The organism is Komagataeibacter saccharivorans, assembly GCF_003207825.1.
In the GTDB taxonomy this organism is placed as follows: domain Bacteria; phylum Pseudomonadota; class Alphaproteobacteria; order Acetobacterales; family Acetobacteraceae; genus Komagataeibacter; species Komagataeibacter saccharivorans.
The window spans coordinates 1-24,340 of the sequence record NZ_NKTY01000027.1; the positions used below are offsets into that span (position 1 = coordinate 1).

General features: G+C 62.0%; 24 protein-coding genes, 2 tRNA genes and 1 rRNA gene. 13 read left to right on the forward strand and 14 right to left on the reverse strand.

Translation table 11 applies throughout. The features are described from left to right. From rrf to CFR79_RS13060, 3 genes are all read left to right on the forward strand, one after another. A 5S ribosomal RNA gene (rrf, locus tag CFR79_RS16440) occupies nucleotides 1-85 on the forward strand; the annotation flags it as partial. A 21-nt stretch (nucleotides 86-106) separates the two neighbouring features. Next, nucleotides 107-183: transfer RNA gene (locus tag CFR79_RS13055), tRNA-Met, on the forward strand. A gap of 186 nt (nucleotides 184-369) precedes the next feature. Next, nucleotides 370-1,731 carry a sensor domain-containing diguanylate cyclase gene (locus CFR79_RS13060; RefSeq protein ID WP_110548191.1) on the forward strand — a complete coding sequence of 454 codons (1,362 nt, stop codon included), beginning with the start codon at nucleotides 370-372 and terminating at the stop codon, nucleotides 1,729-1,731. A 48-nt stretch (nucleotides 1,732-1,779) separates the two neighbouring features. Here the strand turns inward: CFR79_RS13060 and CFR79_RS13065 are convergent, their stop codons facing one another. The 3 genes from CFR79_RS13065 to CFR79_RS13075 form a co-directional block, all read right to left on the reverse strand. Then, nucleotides 1,780-3,306 (reverse strand): CYTH and CHAD domain-containing protein, encoded by a 1,527-nt coding sequence (locus CFR79_RS13065; RefSeq protein ID WP_181417441.1) that lies wholly within the window; start codon nucleotides 3,304-3,306, stop codon nucleotides 1,780-1,782. Nucleotides 3,307-3,553: 247 nt separating this feature from the next. Next, nucleotides 3,554-3,630 (reverse strand) — tRNA-Arg (locus tag CFR79_RS13070). Between the two features lie 57 nt (nucleotides 3,631-3,687). Further along, entirely contained in the window at nucleotides 3,688-4,785 is a 1,098-nt protein-coding gene (locus tag CFR79_RS13075; RefSeq protein ID WP_181417442.1) for an alpha/beta fold hydrolase, read from the reverse strand. A gap of 61 nt (nucleotides 4,786-4,846) precedes the next feature. Between CFR79_RS13075 and CFR79_RS13080 the strand changes: the two genes are divergently transcribed. Genes CFR79_RS13080 through CFR79_RS13095 form a run of 4 tightly spaced genes read left to right on the forward strand, consistent with a single transcriptional unit; the run spans nucleotide 4,847 to nucleotide 10,201 of the window. After that, the gene (locus CFR79_RS13080) at nucleotides 4,847-5,062 is read left to right on the forward strand and encodes a zinc-finger domain-containing protein (protein ID WP_102325645.1); all 216 of its coding nucleotides are present in this window, start codon (nucleotides 4,847-4,849) and stop codon (nucleotides 5,060-5,062) included. A 14-nt stretch (nucleotides 5,063-5,076) separates the two neighbouring features. Next, nucleotides 5,077-7,857 carry a DNA polymerase I gene (gene polA / locus CFR79_RS13085; RefSeq protein ID WP_110548194.1) on the forward strand — a complete coding sequence of 927 codons (2,781 nt, stop codon included), beginning with the start codon at nucleotides 5,077-5,079 and terminating at the stop codon, nucleotides 7,855-7,857. After that, the gene (locus CFR79_RS13090) at nucleotides 7,857-8,486 is read left to right on the forward strand and encodes an SCO family protein (RefSeq protein WP_102325327.1); all 630 of its coding nucleotides are present in this window, start codon (nucleotides 7,857-7,859) and stop codon (nucleotides 8,484-8,486) included. Before polA ends, CFR79_RS13090 begins: the two co-directional genes overlap by 1 nt. A gap of 23 nt (nucleotides 8,487-8,509) precedes the next feature. Further along, on the forward strand, nucleotides 8,510-10,201 hold the full coding sequence (locus tag CFR79_RS13095; RefSeq protein WP_110548195.1) for an ABC transporter substrate-binding protein: 1,692 nt from the start codon (nucleotides 8,510-8,512) through the stop codon (nucleotides 10,199-10,201). A 76-nt stretch (nucleotides 10,202-10,277) separates the two neighbouring features. On the opposite strand, the gene CFR79_RS13100 is transcribed toward CFR79_RS13095, so the two are convergent. Beyond that, complete coding sequence (locus tag CFR79_RS13100; protein WP_102325329.1) at nucleotides 10,278-10,724, reverse strand: DUF2501 domain-containing protein; 447 nt, start codon at nucleotides 10,722-10,724, stop codon at nucleotides 10,278-10,280. A gap of 385 nt (nucleotides 10,725-11,109) precedes the next feature. On the opposite strand from CFR79_RS13100, the gene CFR79_RS13105 reads away from it, so the two are divergent. Then, on the forward strand, nucleotides 11,110-12,882 hold the full coding sequence (locus CFR79_RS13105; RefSeq protein ID WP_174234090.1) for an ABC transporter ATP-binding protein/permease: 1,773 nt from the start codon (nucleotides 11,110-11,112) through the stop codon (nucleotides 12,880-12,882). On the opposite strand, the gene CFR79_RS13110 is transcribed toward CFR79_RS13105, so the two are convergent. From CFR79_RS13110 to CFR79_RS15960, 4 genes are read right to left on the reverse strand one after another with little or no spacing between them, the layout of a single operon-like run. After that, on the reverse strand, nucleotides 12,854-13,744 hold the full coding sequence (locus tag CFR79_RS13110; protein WP_110548210.1) for a metal ABC transporter solute-binding protein, Zn/Mn family: 891 nt from the start codon (nucleotides 13,742-13,744) through the stop codon (nucleotides 12,854-12,856). The two genes, CFR79_RS13105 and CFR79_RS13110, sit on opposite strands and share 29 nt — an antisense overlap. 2 nt (nucleotides 13,745-13,746) lie before the next feature. Then, complete coding sequence (locus tag CFR79_RS13115; RefSeq protein WP_110548196.1) at nucleotides 13,747-14,619, reverse strand: metal ABC transporter permease; 873 nt, start codon at nucleotides 14,617-14,619, stop codon at nucleotides 13,747-13,749. Beyond that, complete coding sequence (locus CFR79_RS13120) at nucleotides 14,616-15,422, reverse strand: metal ABC transporter ATP-binding protein (protein WP_110548211.1); 807 nt, start codon at nucleotides 15,420-15,422, stop codon at nucleotides 14,616-14,618. Before CFR79_RS13120 ends, CFR79_RS13115 begins: the two co-directional genes overlap by 4 nt. Further along, nucleotides 15,341-15,541, reverse strand: coding sequence for a hypothetical protein (locus tag CFR79_RS15960; RefSeq protein WP_132305160.1), 201 nt, complete (start codon nucleotides 15,539-15,541; stop codon nucleotides 15,341-15,343). Before CFR79_RS15960 ends, CFR79_RS13120 begins: the two co-directional genes overlap by 82 nt. Nucleotides 15,542-15,656: 115 nt before the next feature. Between CFR79_RS15960 and CFR79_RS13125 the strand changes: the two genes are divergently transcribed. Both CFR79_RS13125 and fumC read left to right on the forward strand, forming a co-directional pair. Further along, entirely contained in the window at nucleotides 15,657-16,286 is a 630-nt protein-coding gene (locus CFR79_RS13125; RefSeq protein WP_110548212.1) for a LysE family translocator, read from the forward strand. A 107-nt stretch (nucleotides 16,287-16,393) separates the two neighbouring features. Beyond that, nucleotides 16,394-17,848: a class II fumarate hydratase gene (gene fumC, locus CFR79_RS13130; protein ID WP_102325331.1), complete on the forward strand. Its 1,455-nt coding sequence runs from the start codon at nucleotides 16,394-16,396 to the stop codon at nucleotides 17,846-17,848. 3 nt (nucleotides 17,849-17,851) lie between these two features. On the opposite strand, the gene CFR79_RS13135 is transcribed toward fumC, so the two are convergent. The 3 genes from CFR79_RS13135 to CFR79_RS13145 form a co-directional block, all read right to left on the reverse strand. After that, nucleotides 17,852-19,063, reverse strand: a complete 1,212-nt coding sequence (locus tag CFR79_RS13135; protein ID WP_110548197.1) for an SMP-30/gluconolactonase/LRE family protein — start codon at nucleotides 19,061-19,063, stop codon at nucleotides 17,852-17,854. A 61-nt stretch (nucleotides 19,064-19,124) separates the two neighbouring features. Further along, nucleotides 19,125-19,439 carry an antibiotic biosynthesis monooxygenase family protein gene (locus tag CFR79_RS13140; RefSeq protein WP_102325333.1) on the reverse strand — a complete coding sequence of 105 codons (315 nt, stop codon included), beginning with the start codon at nucleotides 19,437-19,439 and terminating at the stop codon, nucleotides 19,125-19,127. Between the two features lie 27 nt (nucleotides 19,440-19,466). Continuing rightward, nucleotides 19,467-20,222, reverse strand: a complete 756-nt coding sequence (locus CFR79_RS13145) for an SDR family NAD(P)-dependent oxidoreductase (RefSeq protein WP_110548198.1) — start codon at nucleotides 20,220-20,222, stop codon at nucleotides 19,467-19,469. A 301-nt stretch (nucleotides 20,223-20,523) separates the two neighbouring features. On the opposite strand from CFR79_RS13145, the gene CFR79_RS13150 reads away from it, so the two are divergent. After that, nucleotides 20,524-20,844: a hypothetical protein gene (locus CFR79_RS13150; protein ID WP_254057978.1), complete on the forward strand. Its 321-nt coding sequence runs from the start codon at nucleotides 20,524-20,526 to the stop codon at nucleotides 20,842-20,844. A 534-nt stretch (nucleotides 20,845-21,378) separates the two neighbouring features. Continuing rightward, nucleotides 21,379-22,011: a hypothetical protein gene (locus tag CFR79_RS13155; RefSeq protein WP_110548199.1), complete on the forward strand. Its 633-nt coding sequence runs from the start codon at nucleotides 21,379-21,381 to the stop codon at nucleotides 22,009-22,011. Between the two features lie 276 nt (nucleotides 22,012-22,287). Here CFR79_RS13155 and CFR79_RS13160 read toward each other — a convergent pair whose 3' ends face one another. The 3 genes from CFR79_RS13160 to CFR79_RS13170 form a co-directional block, all read right to left on the reverse strand. Beyond that, entirely contained in the window at nucleotides 22,288-22,503 is a 216-nt protein-coding gene (locus tag CFR79_RS13160) for a hypothetical protein (RefSeq protein WP_102325335.1), read from the reverse strand. A gap of 102 nt (nucleotides 22,504-22,605) precedes the next feature. Continuing rightward, nucleotides 22,606-23,250 (reverse strand): glutaredoxin 2, encoded by a 645-nt coding sequence (grxB, locus tag CFR79_RS13165; RefSeq protein ID WP_110548200.1) that lies wholly within the window; start codon nucleotides 23,248-23,250, stop codon nucleotides 22,606-22,608. Nucleotides 23,251-23,257: 7 nt separating this feature from the next. Continuing rightward, the gene (locus CFR79_RS13170; protein WP_102325337.1) at nucleotides 23,258-23,446 is read right to left on the reverse strand and encodes a YqaE/Pmp3 family membrane protein; all 189 of its coding nucleotides are present in this window, start codon (nucleotides 23,444-23,446) and stop codon (nucleotides 23,258-23,260) included. A gap of 247 nt (nucleotides 23,447-23,693) precedes the next feature. On the opposite strand from CFR79_RS13170, the gene petA reads away from it, so the two are divergent. Further along, nucleotides 23,694-24,329 (forward strand): ubiquinol-cytochrome c reductase iron-sulfur subunit, encoded by a 636-nt coding sequence (petA, locus tag CFR79_RS13175; protein ID WP_102325338.1) that lies wholly within the window; start codon nucleotides 23,694-23,696, stop codon nucleotides 24,327-24,329. Nucleotides 24,330-24,340 lie beyond the last annotated feature (11 nt).

Here is a 24,340-nt window from a genome sequence, read left to right on the forward strand (position 1 = left end):
GATCCCATCCCGAACTCGGCCGTGAAATGCCCCAGCGCCTATGATACTGTGCCTTAAGGCACGGGAAAGTCGGTCGCCGCCAGGTCTTCCAGTCTCCCCAAACAACCGCGGGGTGGAGCAGCCCGGTAGCTCGTCAGGCTCATAACCTGAAGGCCGCAGGTTCAAATCCTGCCCCCGCAACCATGATTAAGTCCCTGATCGGACACGATAAACCCGCCCTCAACAGGCGGGTTTTTTGTTGTTCAAAATCCTTCACGGGATGCAATTGGGATGGGACAGGGAAGCCAGTTCCGCCCTCGACGCAACATGGCCGGTGCAATATGCTGTTTCCATCGCCGCAATCAACCGGGATGATAAAGGCCAGTGCGAATGGGTACAAGGTCGGACGCTTCGGTGAGCCATGGATTTGATGATGTCATGGCCCTTGCGATACGGGGTAGTGGTACGGGAATCTGGGATCGGGATGTCCTGACGGGCGCTATTCACTATTCTGATGGATGGGCCGAGATACTTGGTTATCGCCCCGAAGAAATTTCCAGCCGGATAGAAGATAGCTACCAGCGCGTCCACCCGGACGATCTGGCCTATGTTCAGGCAACGATGCGCGATCACTTTGAAGGACTTACCCCCTCTTACGAAGTCGAACACCGCCTGCGTTGCAGGGATGGCAGTTATAAATGGGTAATGAGCCGTGGCCGTGTCGTCAGCCGGGATGAGGCGGGCCAGGCATTGCGGATGGTGGGCACCACCAGCGATATCAGCTCGATCAGGAGCCTGACGGATCAACTCCATCAGAGTATCGCGCTTATGACCAACCTGACCAATGAAGTGCCGGGTCTGGTATTTCAGTGCTGCCGGGAACCGGACAATACCGCCCGCCTCACATATGCCAGCGCGCGGATTGAGGAAATCTATGAACTGACAGCCGCACAGGTTGCCCTTAACACCGCCGCGATCCATGAACGCATTCATCCTGATGACCGGGAGATGTATCTGGCGACACTTGCAGTGGCGACCGCGGGGTTGACGCCCTGGCATTGTGTCTTTCGCGTGCTTCTGCCTGTTCAGGGACTGCGCTGGCGTCAGGTCGATGCCCATCCGCTCCGGCTGCCGGATGGCGCTACAGTGTGGCATGGTCTGGTGGTGGATGCGACGGCGCGCAAGCGGATGGAACAGGAACTGCATGATCTCGCCCGCGTGGATCATCTGACAGGTCTTCCGAACCGCCGGGCTTTTACTGAGCGGATGGAAGATGTCTGGCGGTCCATGCAGGACGGCGCCAGCCCGCAGATCGTGATGGCGATGATCGATATCGACCATTTCAAGGCGATCAATGACCAATATGGCCATGCGACCGGGGATGGCGTGATCCGCCATGTCGCGTCGGTCGTAATGGAAACATTGCGTTCAACCGATGACACGGGCCGCGTAGGGGGCGAGGAATTTGCAGCCTGCCTTCACGAGATTGATCTGACACAGGCCAGTGCGATTGCAGAACGCCTGCGTCTGGCTATTGCGGATGTACCGGTGCGTGTCGGCGGCCATACTATTGCCGTGACGGCCAGTATCGGTATTTCGGAGATGTGCGAGACGGATGTCAGTAGCGACGATGCACTGGCCCGTGCTGATATGGCCCTGTATTTTGCCAAGAAAAATGGACGTAACTGCGTGGCGCTGGCTACACCGGGTGAGCGGGGCATGGGCGTTGAAGCCGCCCTCCTGCCCCGGTAGAGGGACAGAATAGCCTATTGTGACGGGATATGGGGGAGGCCCCCTGAATCATGACCGCCAGAAAGGCGTTGCCTTGTGAAATGCGGACCAGGCCTGGGGTAATCTGCGCATGGCCTGTTGCCTGCGCTTTTTGCTCCATCGGATGACAGTATCGCAGGCTTCGGTGGAAAGATCAGGTTGAATGCAGCGTAATCTGTCCGTCAGTATCAAGGCCACGGCTGCGTCATTGATGTCACCCAGACAGCTTTGCAGGCGACGGCAGTGTTTCAGGTAGGATTTCACCTTTCGGGTGGGGTACAGGCTGGCCATGGAATCCACGCTGTAACGCAGTTTCTTGAGTGTCTTGCGCAGTGAATGCAGTTCTGTCGCGGAAAGATGGCTTATGTGCCTGCCCCGCCGCACAACCTTTCGGGTCACCCGATCAAGCAGGTCAGGTGCCAGCGCTATCAGCTTATGGTCCATCTTTTTGTGGCTGACCCTAAAGGGGGCATCTTCCATCCATGCTGTCAGGGCAAGCACGCATGCCGTGATATCCGGCCCGGCCAGTTCCTGTTGCAGGGCGTTATGGGCCTGTGTTCTCAATCCCGTTGCGGCGGTGTTGAGTGCCTGCCACCCGTCTTGCATCGGTAAGGCGGGAGAGGCCGTGCGCAATGTTTCGGTGCTGAATACATCCCAGTCACGCGCAGCGCCCAATATGCGGCCGATCCTTTGCAACCCGTCTTCAAATTGTGTGGCCTTCGTATCATCCAGACATACAGAAAAAAGTTGAAGTGTCGTGCGCAGCCGTCGGATAGCCACCCGCATCTGGTGTATGCCTTCCATATCGTCAGCCTTCACGGCTGGAAGGTTGTTGACCAGACTGTCCATGTCTTCGCGCATGATCCTTCTGAACCCATCTGCCGCAGTAATTTTGGCGGACAGGACAGGCGCGCGGGCCGGTGTGACCTGAGTGGAATGACCGGTCAGAAGGCGGTAGCCGCGCCCGGCTTTGGTCTGGGCGCTGATATGGAGCGGCAGATCGGCCTGCAGCCGTATTGCCAGATGATAGAGGGGCAGGACGGGGCCATTCTTGAGTTCCAGTTCTACTTCATGGACCCGTTCCTCTGCCTTGCCTGCGCGAACAGAACCCTCATCAATGGCAATTTCAATGACCGCATCTTCACATTTCATCATGTGGATGGCGCGCTGGATGTCGGAACGGAAAACCGGCACCAGCTTTCCGTCCAGCATCGGTTTCAGTATGGCCGCCGGGGTGGCGTCCAGAAGGGTGATGTCCGGTCTGGTTGTCCTGACAGGCCATTCCCATTCATTACGATGGGTTGCCAGGGCGTTATCGCCGCCGGATTTCAGTGTCTGGACATGATGCCTGCCGGAACGGCGCACCCGCAGGGACAGGCCGCTTCTGCTCAGGGCCAGATCCGGCGTGTCATAATAGATCGTAACCAGATGGGTATGGACGACCGGGGCCACATTCTCCAGCAGGGTAACATGCTGCGCGACCAGAGCGTGCGCCTCAGCAGGGAAGTCGAGCTTGAGCTCGATCTCCTGTGGCGTGGAAAGATGCTGGTCGGTCATGATTTCTTGTTCCCCGGATGAAAGCCGGCCAGGCGCGTTGTTGCCTGCTGGCATGGCAGGAAAACAACTGTCTGAAGCTGGTCCGGGTTCCTGTCCGGCCTGACAGGCGCGTGCGATATCGGGGAAGAAGGAGCGCTCTATCAGTGCGGTCGAGCAGACCCGCTGGAGGGGGACGCGCGCCGTCGCCTTGAGCAGATTGGCAGACTGTCTGAATGGTCTGCAGTATCTCGTAATTTTTTATGGAGAATGGCGGACTCGAAAGGATTCGAACCTTCGACCTTCGCCTTCGGAGGGCGACGCTCTATCCAGCTGAGCTACGAGTCCACTCTCGTCTGCATACATCGGGACCGCGTCGAATGCCACCCCTGAAATCAGTAAAAATCATTGCGGCGCAATCCAGTCCATATACCCCGGCAGTAGCGGCAAGGGTGCCGCACGGCCTTTCTGGTCCGCCATCCATGCCGCCGCCGCCATGTCCCCGCCCGAAGGCAGGAAATCATCGGGATGTCGTATCCAGCCTGTTATGTCAGCGGTTACCTGTTCGGCAGTCCGGCTGCGCAGCAGCAGGTGGTAGCCACCCGCAATGTAATCGCGCCGGGCGCCAGTTGGCAGATGCCGCCATGCGGCCGCCATGGCGGGGGCGGGGATGATCTGGTCATGGCCGCCATAAATGACCAGAACGGGACCGCGCATGTGGGGCACGGCACGCGCAGCTTCGTGCATGAGGCCGGTGAGGCCGGCCAGCGCGACCGTGCCGGTATCGCGTAGTGTCAGTGGGTCATAATACAGCCGGGCCAGCGCCAGAATGTCATCGGCGGCGGTGACATGGACCGGCAGTTCCCGCCCGCTCAGCCGCCCGTGTGGGGCAAGCGCCGCCATCAGCCGCGTGACGGTACGGGCCCCGCCATCCATGTCCCACAGCGCCGGGGCCAGCAGGATATAGCCCGCCACCGGCGGCGCATCGGATCGTGCGGCCAGCACGGTGGCGATGGCCCCACCCATGCTTTCCCCCATTACATATAGCGGCACACCGGGATGTTCATGTCCGATGGTGGTGACAAGGTCTGCGGCGCTGCGGACCAGTACATCCGTGCCAGCCCACCCGCCGCGCTGTGCCGTCTGGCCAAAACCGGGCAGGTCGGGTGCGATCACGCTCATGCCCGCGGCATTCAGGATGGGGGCCGGGCGTTCCCATGCGTCCCGGCTGTCATTGAAGCCATGCAGGGCCACGATCACGGCACGTTCCGTGCCCTGTGCAGGCCAGATACGCAGGGGCAGTGTGGGACCGCCTGCAATGGCGAACATGCGATCGGCGGGCACAAGGCGGCTCAATGCCGGGTGGTGGGCCGGTGGGGCGGGGGGCGGAGCTTCCCGCGTGGTGCAGGCTGCCAGTAACGCAAAAAGCACTGGATAAAGCAGGCGTGACAGGTGAAAGTTTGAAAGCACGGCAATCCTGCGTATCATCATCAACAAGCGCATGTTCCGCTTCCGGGCGGAAACATGCAAATCCAAGCCGGACAACAGCCCGAGGCCCGCCAGAATGCAAGCCCAGCCCCACGATCCCGTTCCGCACCCCCGTCTGGGTACGGTTGAAACCATTGTTGTCGATTCGCGCACCCTGTCGTGCGATGGGGGACTGGGTGCGCTTGGCCACCCGCGCGTTTTCCTGCGCATTGGTCACCACCAGACATTCTGCCCCTACTGCTCGCGGCTGTTTGTCCTCAATCCCGATGCACCCGCAGGCGCCGAACACTGATCGCATTCTGATACATGTCCAGCGACAAGCAGGTTCACCTGATCCTGGTGGATGGTTCGGGCTTCATTTTCCGTGCCTTCCACGCCCTGCCCCCCATGACCAGCCCGGACGGCACGCCCGTCAATGCGGTGTATGGTTTCACCAACATGCTCTCACGCCTGCTGCGCGAACATGCAGGCACCCATCTGGCGGTCATATTCGATGCGGGACGCCATACGTTCCGCAATGATCTCTATAGTGAATACAAGGCCCACCGCCCCGAACCGCCGGAGGAACTGCGACCCCAGTTCGCCCTCGTGCGCGCGGCTACGGCGGCCTTCGGCGTCCCCGCCATCGAGGAAGCCGGATGGGAAGCCGATGACCTGATCGCCGCTTACGCCCGCAAGGCGACCGATGAGGGCGGGCAGTGCACCATCTATTCCTCCGACAAGGACCTGATGCAGCTCATCCGCCCCGGCGTGATGATGATGGACCCCATCAAGCAGAAGCCGATCGGGGAAAAGGAAGTGCTGGCCAAGTTTGGCGTCACCCCTGACCGGGTGGCCGAAGTGCAGGCGCTGATTGGCGATCCGGTGGATAATGTCCCTGGCGTGCCCGGCATCGGCCCCAAGACCGCATCGGCCCTGATGGCGGAATATGGCTCGCTCGACGCCATCCTGCTGGGGGCGGAAGGCATGAAGGCGTCCAAGCGACGCGATAACCTGCTGGCGCATGCCGATATGGCCCGCCTGTCGCGTGAGCTTGTCACCCTGCGCGAAGATGCGCCCTGTCCCGAACCGATTTCCGCCCTGACCTGCTGCGATGTGGATATGGAGCGGCTGGGTGCATGGCTGTCTGAAATGGGGTTTTCATCCCTGCTGCAGCGCATGGGGATGAAAGCGCGCCCGCGCGCCCGCCATCCCGCAGCGCAGGGAGCCAGCCCTGTTGCATCCGTGCAGCCGGAAGCAGAACTTCCCCCTGTGCCTGCTGCGGAATACGGCCCGTACGTCACGGTGACGGACCCTGAAATCCTGCGTGAGTGGGTTGAGCAGGCCCGTGCGCATGGTGTCTGCGCGGTGGATACGGAAACCGATGGGCTGGACCCGCTTGTGGCCCGTCTGGTGGGGATATCGCTGGCCGTCCGGCCGGGGCAGGCGTGCTATGTTCCGCTTGGCCATGAAGGTGACCTGATGGACGCGCTGTGCGCGGCGCAGATGCCTGTCGCGCTGGCGCTTGAAATTCTCGCGCCGCTTTTTGCGGATACATCCGTTCTCAAGATCTTCCAGAACGCCAAATTCGACCTGCTGGTGCTGACGCAGGCGGGCAGTGTCCAGCCTGCGCCGGTTGATGACACCATGCTGATTTCCTACGCGCAGTCGGCGGGAAAACATGGGCAGGGGATGGATGAACTCTCCCGCCTCACACTCGATCACACGCCCATCCCGTATGATGAAGTCACGGGTACGGGCCGCAACCGGGTTGTGTTTTCCAAGGTGGATATCGCCCGCGCCACGCCATATGCGGCTGAGGACGCGGATGTGACCCTGCGCCTGTGGCAGGTGCTGCGTCCCCGGCTTCGTCCCGGTCACGCGCTGGCGCTGTATGAGGAAATGGAGCGTCCTCTCGTGCCGATCCTCGCGGACATGGAACGCGCGGGCGTTGCGGTGGACGCGGATGACCTGCGCGCCATGTCGGTCGAATTCGCCCAGCGCATGGGCGTGATCGAGGCCGAGATCCATACCCTCGCCGGGCGCAGCTTCAATGTCGGTTCCCCCAAGCAGCTTGGGGAAATCCTGTTCGATGAAATGGGGCTGAGTGGCGGCAAGCGCATGAAATCCGGCGCGTGGGGCACCGATTCATCGGTGTTGCAGGATCTGGCGGATCAGGGCCATGACCTGCCCGCGCGGATTCTGGCGTGGCGGCAGCTTGCCAAGCTGAAAAGCACCTATGCCGACGCGCTCCTCAACCAGATCAACCCGGCGACGGGACGGGTGCATACATCCTTCCAGATGGCGGTCACGACAACGGGCCGCCTGTCATCCAACGACCCCAACCTGCAGAACATTCCCATCCGCACGGAAGAAGGGGGGCGCATCCGCCGCGCCTTTGTCGCGGCACCGGGGCATGTGCTGGTATCGGCCGACTATTCCCAGATCGAACTGCGGCTTCTGGCGGACGTGGCCAATATTCCCGCCCTGCGGGAAGCCTTCGCGCTGGGGCAGGACATTCATGCCCGCACGGCATCGGAGGTGTTCGGCATCCCGCTGGAAGGCATGGACCCGCTGACGCGGCGGCGCGCCAAGGCCATCAATTTCGGAATCATCTACGGCATCAGCGCCTTCGGCCTTGGCCGTCAGCTTGGCATTTCGCCGGGGGAGGCACGCGGCTATATCGACGCCTATTTCGCTCGTTATCCCGGCATCCGCGATTACATGGAACGCATGCGGGAGGAAGCGCGGGCGAAGGGATACGTGACGACCCCGTTCGGGCGGCGCTGCTGGGTGCCGGGCATTGCCGATCGCAACGCCGCACGGCGCAACTATGCCGAGCGGCAGGCCATCAACGCCCCGCTGCAGGGGGGGGCTGCGGACATCATCAAGCGGGCCATGGTGCGAATTCCCGACGCCCTTGCCGATACAGGGCTTGACGGACGCATGCTCCTTCAGGTCCATGACGAACTTCTGTTCGAGGTGCGGGCAGAAGACGCCGATCGTCTGTCCGCCCTTGTCAAGCAGGTCATGGAATCCGCAGCGGCCCTGTCTGTACCGCTGGTGGTGGAAACCGGGACCGGAACGAATTGGGCGGATGCACACTGATGATGCGAAATGAACGGGACCGGTTTTTCCTTCTGCTGACACTGGCGATCGTGGCGGTATCCTCGGTCTGCGGGTATGTGGGGTACCGGCTTTTTGACCGCGCGCCGGTGCCGCTCGTCACCTACGGCAATCCGGTTGGCGGCTCGTTCCGGCTGGTCAACGGGGCGGATGGATCGGTGCTGGATACCGATTTCCGTGGCCGGTGGATGCTGGTCTATTTCGGGTACACCCGCTGCCCCGATACGGTCTGCGGCGTCACGGTCAAGGCGATGACCCAGGGGGTCGAGGCGCTGGGGCGTGAGCGCGCACGCCTTGTCGCGCCGATCTTCATCACGCTCGATCCCATGCGCGATACATCCGATGTGCTGCGGACCTACGCGCTGCGTTTCGGTTTCCATCTGACGGTCATGACGGGTTCGCCCAAGATGATCGAGGCGGTGGCCCGCGAATATCACGCCCCCTATGTCCGCCATCCGGGTGAAAACGGGGATTACACCATGGATACCGCAAGCCAGATCGTCATCATGTCCCCCACCGGGCGATATGCGGGCAGCCTGCCCGCAACCGCCACGGCGGAGGAGGTTACCACGCGGATGACCGCGCTTCTGGACGGCAGGGACACTCCCTGAAGCAGTCGGAAACGGGTCAGCGGATGACGGGAACATGGCGGGCCATCGGTCCTGCGATGGTCCTCGGCTTCGGGGTGGTGCTGGCGACCGCGCCCGCATGGGCGGGGGATGAGGGCACGCGCGGCAGTCCGCATCGTGGCGGCACCCTGCGGCTGACGGCCGTTTCTTCTGCCGGAACGCTGGACCCGCAGATCAATTATTCCAGTCAGTACATGCAGGTGATGAGCGTCGTCTATGACGGTCTGCTGACTTATCCCAAGGTGGAAGGCCCGGCTGGTGGCCAGGCGGTGGCCGACCTTGCGCAATCCCTGCCCGAGCGGCTGGATGGCGGGCGCACATGGGTGTTCACCCTGCGCGATGGCATCCGGTTTTCCGATGGAACCCCGCTTGCGGTGGACGATGTCGCGGCGTCCCTGCGGCGCATCTTCCGCGTGGGTTCGCCCACGGCGGGATCATATTACGGTGGTATCGTAGGCGCGGATGCCTGCCTGCGTGATCCCGCTCACTGCACGCTTGCCGGCGGTGTCGTGACGGATGCCGCAACACGGCGCATTACCATTCACCTGACCGCGCCCGATTCCGAATTCCCGCAGAAGATGGCGTTCGGTCACGCGGTGATCCTGCCCGCCAGCATGCCCCCCCACGATATGGGCAATACCGCGCCGCCGGGCACGGGGCCGTACCGGATCGTCTTCTCCAGCCCCGACCGGGGCATGCGGCTGGAACGTAACCCCTTCTTCCATGAATGGAGCGAGACAGCCCAGCCCGATGGTTACGTGGATGCCATAGCATATGATTACGGCCTGTCGGATGAGGACGCGCTGACCGCCGTCGAGCGGGGGCAGTATGACTGGATGGCGGGTCTCAAGCCGCTGGACCGGCTGGGGGAAATGGGTAGCCGCCATATCGCGCAGGTCCATGTCTATCCGCTATACGGGCTGGTGTTCCTGCCGATGAACGTCAATATCGCGCCTTTTGACAGCATCAAGGCGCGGCAGGCGGTCAATTACGCGCTGGACCGGCGGGCAATGATGATCCTGTATGGCGGTTCGGGCATCGCGGCCCCGCTATGCCGCATGGTGCCACCCGGCCTGTTGCCCGGTGATGGCATGTGCGCGTGGACACGCGGCGCGGACCCCGATCATCCCGCCAGCCAGTGGATGGGACCGGATGTGGAACGCGCCCGCCAGCTTGTGCGCGAAAGCGGGACGCAGGGGCAGGATGTCACCCTGATCGTTCCCGCCACGGCGATGTATATCAGCATGGGCACCTACCTGCGCGACATGCTGCAGGCCATCGGCTACCACGCGCGGCTGCACCCGCTTTCAGCAGCCATGGAATCGGCATATGTGCAGAATACCAGCAACCATGTGCAGATCAGCCTCATGGGGTGGTATGCCGATTATGCCTCTCCCTCCAATTTTCTGGACACGTTATTTGGCTGCGAGAATTTCCATGCGGGTTCGGACAGCTCCATCAACATGTCCGGCCTGTGTGATTCCGGGGTGCAGACGGTGCTGGAACGTATTCGCACCACCCCCGATCAGGCCACGACACAGCAGTTGTGGCAGGAAGTCGATGACCGGATCACCCGGCTTGCGCCCGCCGCACCTATGATCAGCATAAGTTATGTGGATCTCGTATCACCCCGGCTGGGCAATTATTTCTCGACCAGCCTGTATCACATGGCGTTTTCGCGCGTGTGGGTACAGTAAAGACCGGCATGTGCCGAAAATAAAAAACCCTGCCGGCGGACCGGCAGGGCTTGCATTACACTGATACGCGAACGGATCAGAGCATGGACTTGGCGCGGGCTTCCACCTTCGCGCAGGCCTGCTGGCGGATCGTGGTCGATGCGTCCTCAAGCGAGATCGGCTCCGCGCCGCCAACCTTCAGCAGGCCCGTGGACCCATCGGCATAGGACATGTTGCCCTTGCTGTTGGACGGCACGTCGTTCGTCTTTTTGTTGAGTGCCGCCAGCACCGGCCATGCTTCGGCCGAGCTGAGATAGTTGGACTGGATGCAGTAGTTCAGGATACCGCCAAGGTCCGCGGGCTTGGCCGAAGCCACTGCCGAGAACACGGTATCGGCCGACAGGGAGCCGGGCTTGATCTGTTCGACCTGATTGGCGACACCGGCGCCGGTCGGGGGGGAAGTTTCGGCGTTGGCCGCAAGCGGCGCTGCCGCCAGAAGGGTGGCGAAGGCGCCAGCGGACAGGAAGCGGCTGAATGACGTCATGTTCATTCTCCCTAACATTGGGTTTCGTGGCGGAAGGGCGCGCCATTCCGCCATCGGTGAAGCGATATGTCCGGCATACCACGATGCGCCCGTCCCGGCCCCGTGTGGCTGTTATGACAGACATTCGGCTATTCGATATATCCAGCCCCGTACCACCCCGCGCCGGGGGATCATAAACCCCTGTTGCCAGCGGGTAAGTGGCGGCTTTTCCCCATATGGGCAGCAGGCCGGCGCGGGCGGCATGTCCCGTCAACAAGTCGTGATGGACAGATGCGCGCACGACCGGCAGGCGCAAACCGTCACGGCGGCGAATGGGATTGAGTCCGTCCGGACTTCGTGGGAATGCTGGTATGACTCACGGCCTCACCCACTGCACGGGATCAACATGCAGCATCTGCGCCTTCTCCTGAAAGACGTCTGGTATCTTACCCGTCCCTATTTCGTGTCCGAAGACCGGAAATGGGCCTGGGGCCTGCTGGCGGCGGTACTGACCCTTACCTTTTCCATGGTGGGACTGGACGTGCTCCAGTCCTTTTCGCGCAATGTCTATTATACGGCCCTGCAGCAGCACGATGCGAAAACCTTCCTGCGTGGACTGTTCTGGTATGTCCATAACGAGGAAGGCTTCGTTCTGGGCTTTTTCATCATTACCATTCCGTTGATCCTGTGCAGTATTTACACCACCTACCTTCAGCAGATGCTGGGCCTGCGCTGGCGGCGGTGGCTGACCATGCGCATGACGCGGCAGTGGATGGAAAACCAGACCTATTTCCGCATCGCCATCACCACATCCGGCCTTGAAGCCGGGGCCGACAACCCCGACCAGCGCATACAGGAAGACCTGAACAGCTTTGTCACCGATACGCTTACGCAGTTCATCAGCCTGCTGTCCAATATCGTCACGCTGTTCAGTTACGTGGGGCTGCTGTGGGCGCTGTCGGGTCCGCTGGAACTGTGGGGCATGTCCATACCGGGATATTTCTTCTGGGCGGCGCTGATCTATTCGGTGGTGGCGACGTGGGTTACCCATCTGGCCGGGCACAGGCTGGCGGGGCTGCAGTTCTTCCAGCAGCGCGCGGAAGCCGATTTCCGCTACAGCCTCGTTCATGTTCGCAACAATACCGAAGGGATCGCCCTGTATCGGGGCGAGGCCGAGGAACAGGCCGGGCTGGATCGCTCCTTTTCATCGGTTTACACGAATTTCCTTTCCATCATGCGCCGGACCAAGTGGCTTGGCCTGCTGACGACGGGGCTGGATGTCGTATCGGGCAACTTTGCCCTGCTGATCGGTTCCATCCGCTATTTCGCGGGGAAGATGAGCTTCGGCACGCTCATGCAGCTTGTCATGGCGTTTTCACGCGTGCAGGGCGCGCTGGGCTGGCTGGCCAATTCCTATGCCGCCCTGACGACATGGCATGCGGAGGTCGCCCGTCTGGCCACGTTCCAGCGTGTCATGGACCGGGCGCAGGCCATGCGCAATGACGTGCGCGTGCATCCGGCCCCCGCCGGTGGCGATATGGCGGTTAGCGGACTGGACGTGTTCCGCCCCGATGGCGTGGCGTTGCTGCGGGATGTGCACTTTACGCTGGCCCATGGCCAGATGACGGTGGTGACCGGCCCGTCAGGCACCGGCAAATCGACGCTGTTCCGCGTGCTGGCGGGGATCTGGCCTTTCGCCCGTGGTGATGTCACGCGGCCCGACACGCCCATGATGTTCGTGCCGCAGCGGCCTTACGTGCCAACCGGCACGCTGCACCGCGCCGTGACATACCCCGCCGGGGTGGAAAACCATCCCGTGGCCGATGTGATCGAGGCCCTGCAACTGGTCGGTCTGGGCGCGCTGGTCCCCCGCATGGAAATGGAGGAGGCCTGGGGCCAGACCCTGTCCCCCGGTGAACTCCAGCGCCTTGCCTTCGCGCGGATCCTGCTGGCGCGACCGGGCTGGGTGTTCCTTGATGAATCGACTTCCAACCTCGATAGCGTGGCGGAAGGCGAACTTTATGGCCTGCTGCGACAGGTCTGCCCCGACATGACGGTCATTTCCATCACGCACCGGCAGTCGGTGGTGGACATGCATGTCCATACCATCGACCTGTCGCCCTTCGCGGTTCAGCCGCCGGCGGAAGGGATCAGCGCGGATGCATCGCCGCAACCATGAGATCGGTATTGTGGCGCATCATGGTGATGTAGTCAGGTGCCGGGCCACCGGGCGGGGACAGGGCTTCCGCATACAGTTCGCCGCCCGGCTGCGCGCCGGTTGCCCGCGCCACCTGCTGCACAAGGCGGGGGTCGGTGGCGTTTTCCATGAAATAGGTGGTGATACCTGTCTGGTGGATCTGGCGGATCAGTGTGGCGACATCCCCGGCGGAGGCTTCGGTCTCGGTCGAGAGGCCCTGCGGGGCCATGAATGTGACGCCATAGGCGCGCCCGTAATAGCCAAAGGCGTCATGGCTGGTCAGGACACGCCGGCGGTCCGCGGGTATGGCGGATATCCGGCTGCGGATATCCTGATCCAGCGCCTGTAACTGCGTGACATAGGCGCTGGCCGATGCGCGGAAACTGTCCGCATCCTCCGGGTCCGCCGCGATGAGGGCGTCACGGATGGTGTTGGTCCAGATCACCACGTTGGGCACGCTGTTCCATACATGCGGATCGGTTTCGGCCTGCTGTGCGCCGGGGGGCGTATAGGCCTGTATGGCACTGGATACGATGACGGGCTGGCCATGATAACTGGCCGCATGCGCCAGTCGTCCGAACCAGCTTTCCAGTCCTTCGCCGCTCATGAACACGATATCGGCCTGTCGCAACTGCCGTGCATCATCGGGGGAAGGTTCGAATTCGTGGGGGTCGCCATCGGGCGGCACCAGCGACGTGACGGTGACATGCGTGCCACCGACATGGGCGACCACATCGGCCAGCACCGTAAAGCTGGCGACGGCGCGCAGGGTACGCGCCTGCGCATGAACGGGGGCGACGGATAGCAGCCCGCAAAGGCCAAGCAGGGAAAACAGGCGATGCACGATCATGAACCTTGCCAGGAGGATGCGCCCCGCCCGGCCCGTAGTCCGGTGGGGGATGCAAGAAGGGAGACGACATACAGGATGCTGCATGTCAGGATGATGGATGGCCCCGCCGCCAGGCTGAAATGGTAGGATACCAGCAGCCCGGTCAGCCCCGCCGCCATGCCCACGCCCGCCGATAGCGCCATCATGGGCAGAAGGCGGCGCGTCCACAGCCGCGCGGTCGCTGCGGGCACCATCATCATGCCTACGGACATGAGGGTGCCCAGCGCCTCGAACCCCGCCACGAGGTTGATGACGACCAGAAACAGGAACACCATGTGGTAGACGCCACCCCGGCTTCCGGTCATGCGCATGAAACCGGGATCGACGCATTCCATGACCAGTGGACGCCAGATGATGGAAAGCAGGCACAGGCTGAGTGTCGTGATGCCGCCCATCAGGTACAGCGCCGGTCCATCAATGGCCAGTATGGTCCCGAACAGGACATGCAGCAGGTCGATATTCGACCCCCGCGCCGATACGATCAGCACGCCGAGCGCAAGCGAAGTCAGGTAGAAACTGGCGAAGCTGGCATCTTCCGCCAGATGGGTGCGGCGGCTGACCAGTCCCGCCAGCAGGGCGACCCCCAGCCCCGCCACGATGCCGCCCAGCCCCATCGCCGTCAGCGACAGCCCGCCCGCGAGCAGGAAGCCCACGGCGGCGCCGGGCAGGATGGCATGGCTCATCGCGTCGCCAATCAGGCTCATGCGCCGTAGCTGCAGCATGACCCCGACCGGCCCGGCCCCCATGCCAAGGGTGATGGAAGCGACCAGCGCGCGGCGCATGAAACCAAAACTGGCGAAGGGGTCCCACAGGGCGGAAAGCAGGCTCATGGCGGTGCATTTCCCCAGTCGCCCGGCGTGCTGTCATAAGCGCGCTGCAGGGTGCCGGGGGTAAGGATGCGCGCCGTCTCCCCCCATATGGCCTGCCCGGACGAGAGCAGGACGACATGGGGAAAGCAGGTGCGGATCTGGTGAATGTCATGCAGCACGGCGATGATGGTGCGGCCCTGCCGGTGCCATTCGCCCACCAGTTCCAGCAGGTCCTGCATGGTGGGGGCGTCAAGTGCCGTAAAGGGTTCATCAAGCATGATGACACGGGCATCGGACATGAGCAGCCGGGCAAACATCAGCCGCTGGAACTGCCCGGCGGACAGCGCGTCGATCATGCGGCCCGCCTGCTGGTCCAGATTGACGCGGCGCAGCGCGTTGGCCGCGCGCTGGCGTATCTGTCTGTCCGCCGCGCCAAAGGCCCCGGTCTGGTGCCACGCGCCCCCCAGAACCATGTCGGTTACGCTGATGGGAAAGCCACGGTCGATAATGCGGGCCTGCGGCAGGTAGCCGAAATCGCGCTGATGCAGGCCGTCGCGCGTGATCGTGCCGCATGAAAGCGGCACTTCGCCCAGTATGGCGCGCAGCAGGGTGGACTTGCCCGCGCCATTGGCCCCCGCGATGGCCGTCATGCTGCCGGGGGTGAAACAGCCGGTCACATGCTGCCAGACCGGCGTGCCATTCATTACCACACCGGCATCATCCAGCCGGATTGTCCCATCGGTCATGGCTGGGCCACGGCCCAGGCGATCAGCCCCCACAGAACCGCGCACGGCCCGGCCATGCACACCAGCCGCTGCCACCACGCGCGGCCCATCCATGTAAGGGGAAGGGGGGCGGGTGCGGCATCGGGAACCATGCGCGGCATCGGGGTCTGCGTGCCCTGCACCGGTGATGGGGCGGGTGTATGTGTGGAAAGCGACATGGTGCGCCTGAACGTTATAATATAACATATGCTCTACCGCAGGGACTTGCCCGCCGTCAAGGGAACGCGGCATTGTACGGGACATGACACATACGGACCGGACAGGGCGGAACAGGTGACTTTTCATACATGGCTGCTGTTTGCCGCTACCGCTTTCCTGCTTTCCGCCATGCCGGGACCGAACATGATGCATGTCATGTCGATCAGCGTGCGTTATGGCCTGCTGCGCAGTGTCGCGGTCATGGCGGGGTGCATGACGGCCATCGTGCTGGTGGTGACCGCATCGCTTGCGGGCATGGCGGGTGTGCTGGCGGCATCCCCCCGGCTGTTTGCCGTATTGCGGGTTATCGGGGCGGCCTATCTGGTATTTCTGGGCGTGCGCGTCTGGATGGCGCGCGATTCGGTGGAGGAAGACGGCAGTGATACGCCGTCCGCGCCGGTCATCGGGGTACAACAGTTGTCGCGCGATGGTTTCCTGACCGGGATCAGCAATCCCAAGCTGCTGCTGTTCGCGGCGGCGTTCCTGCCGCAGTTCGTCAATCCGGCTGTGCCGCACATGCCGCAATATGTGCTGCTGATCGTGACCTTTGCGGTGGTGGAGGCGTTCTGGTACCTCGTCTACGCGGGCGGTGGGCGTATCCTGTCGTCATGGCTCAGGACGCCTGTGGTACGGCGCGTTTTCGGCATTGTGACCGGAACCGTTTTCATGGGATTTGGCGCCATGCTGCTGCTGGCGCGGGTATAGGAAGGGGGCGGGAAATCGCGCGCACCCCCTTGTGATGCCGGGCAGGGGCGCGAAAGTGGTCGGGTGCGCCCATATTTCCTTCAACCACAAAGGGAAGGAACGCCACCATGACCGAACCCACCACCCCCACGCTGAAAGACTGTCCCATCGGGATTGATGCCACCGGCACCCGGCGGGAGAAGGACTCGATGGGGGAAATCGATGTGCCCGCCAGTCATTACTGGGGTGCGCAGACACAGCGCAGCCTTGTGCATTTTTCGATCGGGCGCGACCATATGCCCATCGAGGTGTGTCACGCTTACGGTATCGTCAAGAAGGCGGCGGCACAGGTCAACGCAGCGGATGGCCGCATGCCGCAATGGAAAGCCGATGCGATAGGCCGCGTGGCGGATGAGGTCATCGCGGGCAGGCTTGATTCCGAATTCCCGCTTTTTGTGTGGCAGACCGGTTCGGGCACGCAGACGAACATGAACGTGAACGAGGTCATCGCCAACCGCGCCATCCAGCTTCTGGGCGGCGTCATCGGTTCCAAAAGCCCGGTCCATCCCAATGACGATGTGAACATGGGCCAGTCGAGCAATGATTCCTTTCCCACCGCCATGCATGTGGCCACCTTGCTGGAAATAGACGGCAGGCTGCTGCCGCGTGTGCGTGAACTGATCGCGGCCCTGCGCGCCAAGGCGCAGGAATGGATGGATGTGGTCAAGATCGGCCGCACGCATCTGCAGGATGCCGTGCCGCTTACGGTGGGACAGGAATGGTCCGGCTGGGCGCAGCAGCTTGAAGATGCGCTGGAAGCGGTGGAAGCCGCACGTCCCGGCCTGCTGCAACTGGCGGCGGGTGGTACGGCGGTCGGGACCGGCCTGAACGCGCCGCCGGGGTTCAGTCAGGCCATCGCCGCACGGATCGCCGCGCTGACGGACCGGCCCTTTGTGACCGCGCCCAACAAATTCGCGGCCCTTGGCGGGCTGGATGCCATGGTCCGGGCATCCGCCGGGTTGCGGGGGGTGGCGGTCAGCCTGCTCAAGATCGCCAATGACATGCGCCTGCTGGGTTCGGGGCCGCGCTGCGGGCTGGGGGAACTGCACCTGCCCGAAAATGAACCCGGTTCGTCCATCATGCCCGGCAAGGTCAATCCGACCCAGTGCGAGGCCATGGTGATGATCTGTACCCAGGTACTGGGCAATGACACGACGGTTGCGCTGGCGGGCAGTCAGGGACAACTGGACCTGAACGTGATGCGTCCGGTCATCGTGGCCAATGTGCTGCACGCCATCCGTATCCTGGCCGATGGCTGTCACAATTTCCGTGTCTTTTCGGTGGAGGGCACGCAGCTCAACCGCAAGCGGATTGATGCCTATGTGGCAGGCTCCGTAATGCTGGTGACGGCGCTCAGCCCGGAAATCGGCTATGACCGGGCTTCCGCCATCGCCCATCAGGCGATGGAGAAGGATATCAGCCTGCGTGAAGCGGCCCTTGCATCGGGTTTTGTGGATGCGGCCATGTTCGATCGTCTTGTCCGGCCGCTGGATATGGTGGGCAGCGGCGTGGGGGGCGCCTGACGCTTACGACGGCGCGGCCCCCTGCGTATTGACCTGCAAGGTGAACAGCGCATCGGCCGCGCACATGTAAAGGACATCGCGTTTCGGGCCGCCGAAGGTCAGGTTCGATACCCCGCGCGGCAGGCGCAGCCGTCCGATCATGCGGCCGTGCGGGTTGTACACCACCACCCCGCACAGGCCGAGCGGCCCGTTCGCCCCGCACCACAGATTGCCGAAAATATCGGTGCGCATGCCATCCGGTCCCATCTGCTGACCGTTCAGCATCATGTCCGCAAACGGGCGGAGGCTGCGCACCGTGCCATTATCCACATCCCCGGCATGGATATGCAGGTCCCCGCCCTGTCCGTTCTGCCCCGGTCCGGGACCGGACGAAATGACATAGACGGTTTTGCCATCGGGTGAGAAAGCCAGCCCGTTCGGGTCTTTAAGCTGCTGCTGGGTCAGCACGGCTTCGACCTTCCCGCTTACCGGGTCGATACGGAAGACATGGTCTTCCTGTCGCCTGTCGCCACCAGACTGGCTTACGACCTCCCCATCCAGCGTCCAGCGTTCGATCCCGCCGCGATTGGCGGGACCGCCCGGCGCATCGGGATGACCTTCCACAATGGTGTCGCCATAGCCGGGATCGGTGAACCAGATGCTGCCATCGGGATGCACCGCCACATCGTTGGGTGAATTCAGGGGCGCGTCATTATAGCGGTCAGCCAGCACATGGCACGACCCGTCATGCTCCCAGCGTATGACGCGGCGCATGCCATGTTCGCAGCTTACCAGCCGTCCCTGCCAGTCGAATATGTTGCCATTGCTGTTGTAGGAATAGGGACGAAAGATCGAAACCGCGTCATTTTCCCACAGGTAGCGGTACTGCACGGCTTTGATCGTATCGCTCAGCAGCAGGAAGCGCCCTTCGCTGTTCCATGCCGGACCTTCCAGCCAGCTACCACCACGCCATGCCAGCCGCAGGTTGGCGTTACCATAAACCAGATCCCTGAAAGATGGATCAAGCGGCAGTATGTCCGGGTCGGGCAGCAGGCCCGGCGGGGCATCCGCCCCCCATTGCCGGGGTGGGCTGGAGATCACGCTGGGCGGCTGGGGCAGGGTTTCGGGTGTGGCGGCGCGCGCACCCATGCGGCCTGCCCATAACCCACCCATCGCCAGTCCCCCGGCAAGAACGGTCCGACGACCGGTATGGAATGGGGGCGTGGCCTGCCGCATGGGTTTTCCCTTCTGGTCCGGGTGAAATGGCGCACCGGCTCCGCACGGAAGCCGGGTGGGTTCAGTTCTCGATATTCTGCAGGACCTCGAAGCCTTCGAATACCGGCGGTCCGGCCATAAGGGGCTTGCGGTTGCCTGCATGGGCATGGGCGGCGCGGAACTGTTCCGACTGCGTCCAGCCCAGGAAGGCTTCATGGGATTCCCAGACCGTGTGCGAGGCGTAGAGAATATGATCCTCATGCTCCGGCCCGCGGAGGAACTGGAAGCTGACAAATCCCGGCACCGTGCGCAGGTGCACCTCGCGGCCCAGCCAGCGCTCACGGAATTCCTGTTCGTTTTCAGGCGGGATACGGAAACGGTTCATGGCGATGTACATGGTCGGTTTCTCCTGTTGCGGGTCAGTCTAGCGACCGCCGGACACGGTCATCACGCTTCCTGTCATATACGATGATGCGGGAGAGAGGAGAAAGGCCACAGCCTGCGCGATCTCGTCCACGTGACCCACGCGGCCCATGGGCACCACGGTTTCGGCCAGTTTCTCGATTTCCGGCGGCACCATGTCGGTCGCGGTCAGTCCGGGGGCCACGGCGTTGACGCGTATGCCCTCGCGCGCGACCTCGTTGGCGAGTCCCCGCGTAAAGGCCTCGACCGCCGCCTTGGTGGCCGCGTAGGGGACGAGGCCGGGTAATCCCCCCAGCCTCGCCGCGACGGAGGACAGGTTCACGATGGCCCCGCCGCTGCCGCCATGGCGGGTGGACATCCGGCGCACGGCCTCGCCTGCCGCCAGAACGGTGGCGCGGATGTTGATGTTGAACAGGGTGTCGAGCATTTCAGCACTCTGTTCATCAATGCGTACCTTCGTGCCGGTAATGCCCGCATTGTTGACCAGACCCGCAAGCGGACCGAGTTCCGCCGCGCGGGTGAACAGCGTGCCGATTTCCTCGGGTTTCGAGATATCGGCCCGCACGGCCAGCGCGCGGCCACCCTGCGCGATAAGGGCATGGGCCAGTTCCTCCGCCGGGGCGGCGTTGCTGGCGTAATTGATGACGACCCCATGGCCCTGCTGTCCCAGCAGGGTGCTGATGGCGTGCCCGATGCCCCGGCTGCCGCCCGTTACGATCACGACACCGGATGATCCGGGGGTATTGGCGCTGTTCATGAACCCGTCCTGCTTGCTGTCAGATCGTGCGATCATAGGCGGCCTGTTGTTCCTGCAAACCATAAAACGTGCCCATCCCGTGACCGTATCCGTATGGCAGCCATCCGGTCGGGGCGGGGCCGTCATTCATCACGTATTCCTGAAGTCCATTTGTGTTTTTTGCTGGAATTTTCAGGAAATAACCGATCTGACCCGTCCGATGGCAGATCTGCGTGGATGTGGCTTGACTTGCACGGCAATCTGCAATGCGCTGGACATGATATAACAAAATCCCTGTATGAAGTCTGAAGGAGATCGTCGGATGCGACGTATTCCCGTCATTCCGCGTTACAGCGCTGGCATGCTGATCCGGGCAGTCAATCTTGTCCTTGCCGTAACGGTCGTTACCGGCACGGCGCGGGCTGCCGACCGCAATAACCAGTCTCATCCATGCAAGAACGATGTATTCCGGCTGTGTTTTCTTGACATTCCGAATGAAAAACTGATGACGGAATGCCTGGAAAGCAAGCTTGACCAGCTTTCCCCCAGATGTCGCGCCGTGTTTGAAGACGATACGCCACAGGACACGGCCCATCCGCCCGCCCAGACCCCGGCGAAGTCCGCACCAGCCACCCCGCACTGACCATACGGACCGGATGCGGGCGGATCGCTTATGGCGGCATGGCCATTTTATTTGTGTATGCACATGATGCGATCAGACAGGCTGGTGCAGATATGGTGCCGGATGAAACATCTGACAGGGCAGAGGATATACGGGCAATCTCCCGATGATGAACCCGTAATGATCTGAATGTCATATGTAACGTATTGTTAAGGGACGGACTTCTGGCCAAAGCTTTTGCGCCCCAGTTTTTATGCCGTGGGCAATCGGGGCGCTGTCATTGGGTGGGTCATACGTCCAAGTGGACAGGATCACTATGTGGTGTTAAAAAAGACCGTGCATTAACCTTGATAAATATCATATGAGCTTATCGTATGTTGGAATAGAAAATACTAATTATAAACTATTTCTACTAAATTCAGGAATATTGCCAAGAAATTATTCTGCCCCTTGCGGGCAATAATTTTATTTACCGTTTCCATGCAGGGATAGCGGTAATTTTAATCATGTCCGCTGCCATGGCGACATGCGGGGACGTTCAGGAGAGAGCAGTTCATGGGCAGGAGGGACGGTTCAGCGGCAGCGATTTCGTGTAGTGACGGGCGGCTTTCCCTTGCTGCCGGTTATTTCGATATGGGTATGATTAAAAAGGCCATTGCGGAATACTTCACGGACGTTGCAGCGGGTTCGTCCCATCACCTGCACCCGGTGGTGGTCAGTGCCGGGGCATGGCTGAGTACGAAACTGCACGAACTGCATGAATGGAACCGGGGCCTGCTGACCCTTAATGGCGGGACCATCATCATCAACCATTCCTATTCCAGCACGGTAACGATGCTGTCGGTCGATGTGCTGGGTGGCGGCAGCGTGATCTTCAGTGCGCAGGAAAAGCCCGGTGGCACCCTGCTGCTGCACCTGACGCGCAAGGGGGTGGCAAGGCGCGGTCTGCAACTGGTCTTTCAGGGATGTGAGAAACAGTTCGCCTGTTACGACCCCATGGCGGACATGACCCTTGTTGGCCTCATGCCCGATGGGGAGACACCGCATGGCTGGGCGGCACTGCGGCTGGATGGCAACCCGTGGAATATTACCCATCCCACCTATGTCGCGAAGGACTGGCCCTACGGGCTGCGGCGGGAATGGCGGGCGGACGGGCATGACAGCGTGATGCTTGAACTGTCGTGCTGAAAGCCGGACAGGAACAGATCACGAAAAGGGGAAAACCCTGCCTTCATATGCTGAGTCTCCCAAAAAACCAACAGACTTATCCACAGGATGATCTGTGTGATTTTAGACGTTAGAATCTATTTTCCTGTTGCTGCAAAGAGACAATAAACGGCTATTTTCAGCCATAATCAGGAATCCCTTGCGTTCTGTCATGGGTGGACAGGAAGCCTGTCATATGGAATCGGGACGAGTCTGGCAAAAAAAATCCACACCTGAATGGTCCGTTCAGGCAGGGCGTCAGCTATCCATGCCACGGGGTTTACATGGGGGCGACCGGGCGGAGGGACACAGCGCCTCGCTGGTCATCTCAAACTGGGTCAGGATTTCCATGGGCATGCTTTCGGCACATACCATGTCGAATCTTGCGTGCAGGGATCTTCTTACCCATACCTCGAATGGCGTGGCGCCACGCCGCCCTGCGCCTGGCGGCGGATTTTCATGTGATTGTGACATGGGGGCATCTCCCGTCGTGTCGAAACTGTCCTGGGGGAAACGGCCTGCCTACCCTGACAGTTTCCATCCCTCCCCGGACGTGCCCCTCCGTACCCCGATGCTTCAGCCTGCCATGCCGTCCAGCAGCGGTATGCCAGTGGCCTGTGACATGTGCTGGCAATAGGCGCGTACAGCCTGCGGCCAGTCGAGTCCCGCCACGATGGTCAGGCTGCGCAGATGGGCGAACAGATGGATATCATCGGTGGACAGGGTGCCGTTAACCGCGGTGGGACTTTCGATCAGTCCGGCCAGACGGGCCAGTCCGGCATTGGTGCTGGCGCGCAGCCTGTCGCTTTCGGCCAGACGCTGGGCAAACGGCCCCACCGTTTCTTCCTTGTTGCGCATGAAATACAGACGCGCGGCGGTGGTGGCGAATTCCGGCAGCGGAGACGCCGCGAAGCGGGGCAGGATCAGGTCGATGTAGACCGGCTGTTCCGCCGCCATCCATCGGCTGATTTCCGGGCGTGTCGGCCCGGTCAGGACCGGTCTGCCGTCCATGGCGTCGATATGGGTTACGATGTCCATGCTTTCGGGCATGAACTGCCCGTCGTGCTCTAAAATGGGCACCAGCTTGCGTCCGACCATGCGGGTCGGGGTTTCAACATCATCATTCAGCAGGATGATTTCGGTGACCGGAATCTGTTTCAGGCCAAAAATCATCCGCGCTTTTACGCAGAACGGACAGTGATCGTAGATGTAGAGCTTCATGCAGGCCTCAGGTGCGGGTCATGCGGGAAATCTTGCGATCGGTCTCATACTGGCTCAGCGCATAGACGGACCAGATCGCGGCTGGCAGCCAGCCAATCAGGGTGAATTGCAGGACCAGACAGACCAGCCCGGCGAAGGGGCGGCCAATTGTAAAAAATTGCAACCACGGCAAAAGCAGTGCGAGGACAAGGCGCATGACGGACCTCTCTGTAACGGCGTAACCGGCTGGTCGGGTGATCCTGACGGATAACGTTCCGGCAGCGATGCCGAATCCATGGGTCAGGAAACTGCAAACGGAATTGGGGGCGCGCAGATATACACATATCGGGTGACGCCGCCAGCCTCCCTGGCACGGTTTGTCAGCCAGCCACCTACGCGCATGACCGGGGCGGGGTTGCCCTAAACCCTTCCTTTCAGGCCACGACCACGATAAAAATGCGACGATGGAAAACCCGCCCGATACACAGTCCACGCCCGCAGGGCGTCGGAATTTCCTTGGGCTTGTTACCGCCACTACCGCAGCAGCGGGTGTCGGTGCATGCCTGTGGCCCTTTCTGCAAAGTCTCGCCCCGCGCGATGGCGCGGCGGCACACCTGCCGGTGGACGTGGACGTATCCGCCCTGCCGCCGGGGCAGCAGATCGTGGTGACATGGCAGGGCAGGCCGGTTTTCATTACCCACCGCACGCCTGAAGCCCTGAGCGCCCTGCAGGACGCAGCCCTGACCGGTCGCCTGCGCGATGGGCAGTCACAGGCCGGGCAGCAGCCACCCTATGCCGCGAACTGGCACCGTTCGCTTGATCCGCGTTATGGCGTCGTTGTGGGGATCTGCACCCATCTGGGCTGTGTGCCGACCTACCGCCCGCTGCCCGAAGGGCAGGGGGAGGGAAACTGGCCGGGGGGATATGCCTGCCCCTGCCATGGCTCGCGTTTCGATCTGGCCGGGCGTGTATTCCGTGGCGCGCCCGCGCCCTATAACCTGCCCGTCCCGCCTTACAGCATGCCCTCGCCCACCCTTATCCGGCTGGGTGAAAACCCGGCGGGGCAGGATTTCGACTTCTCCTCCATCCTCCAGCTCTGATGCGCTGGAGG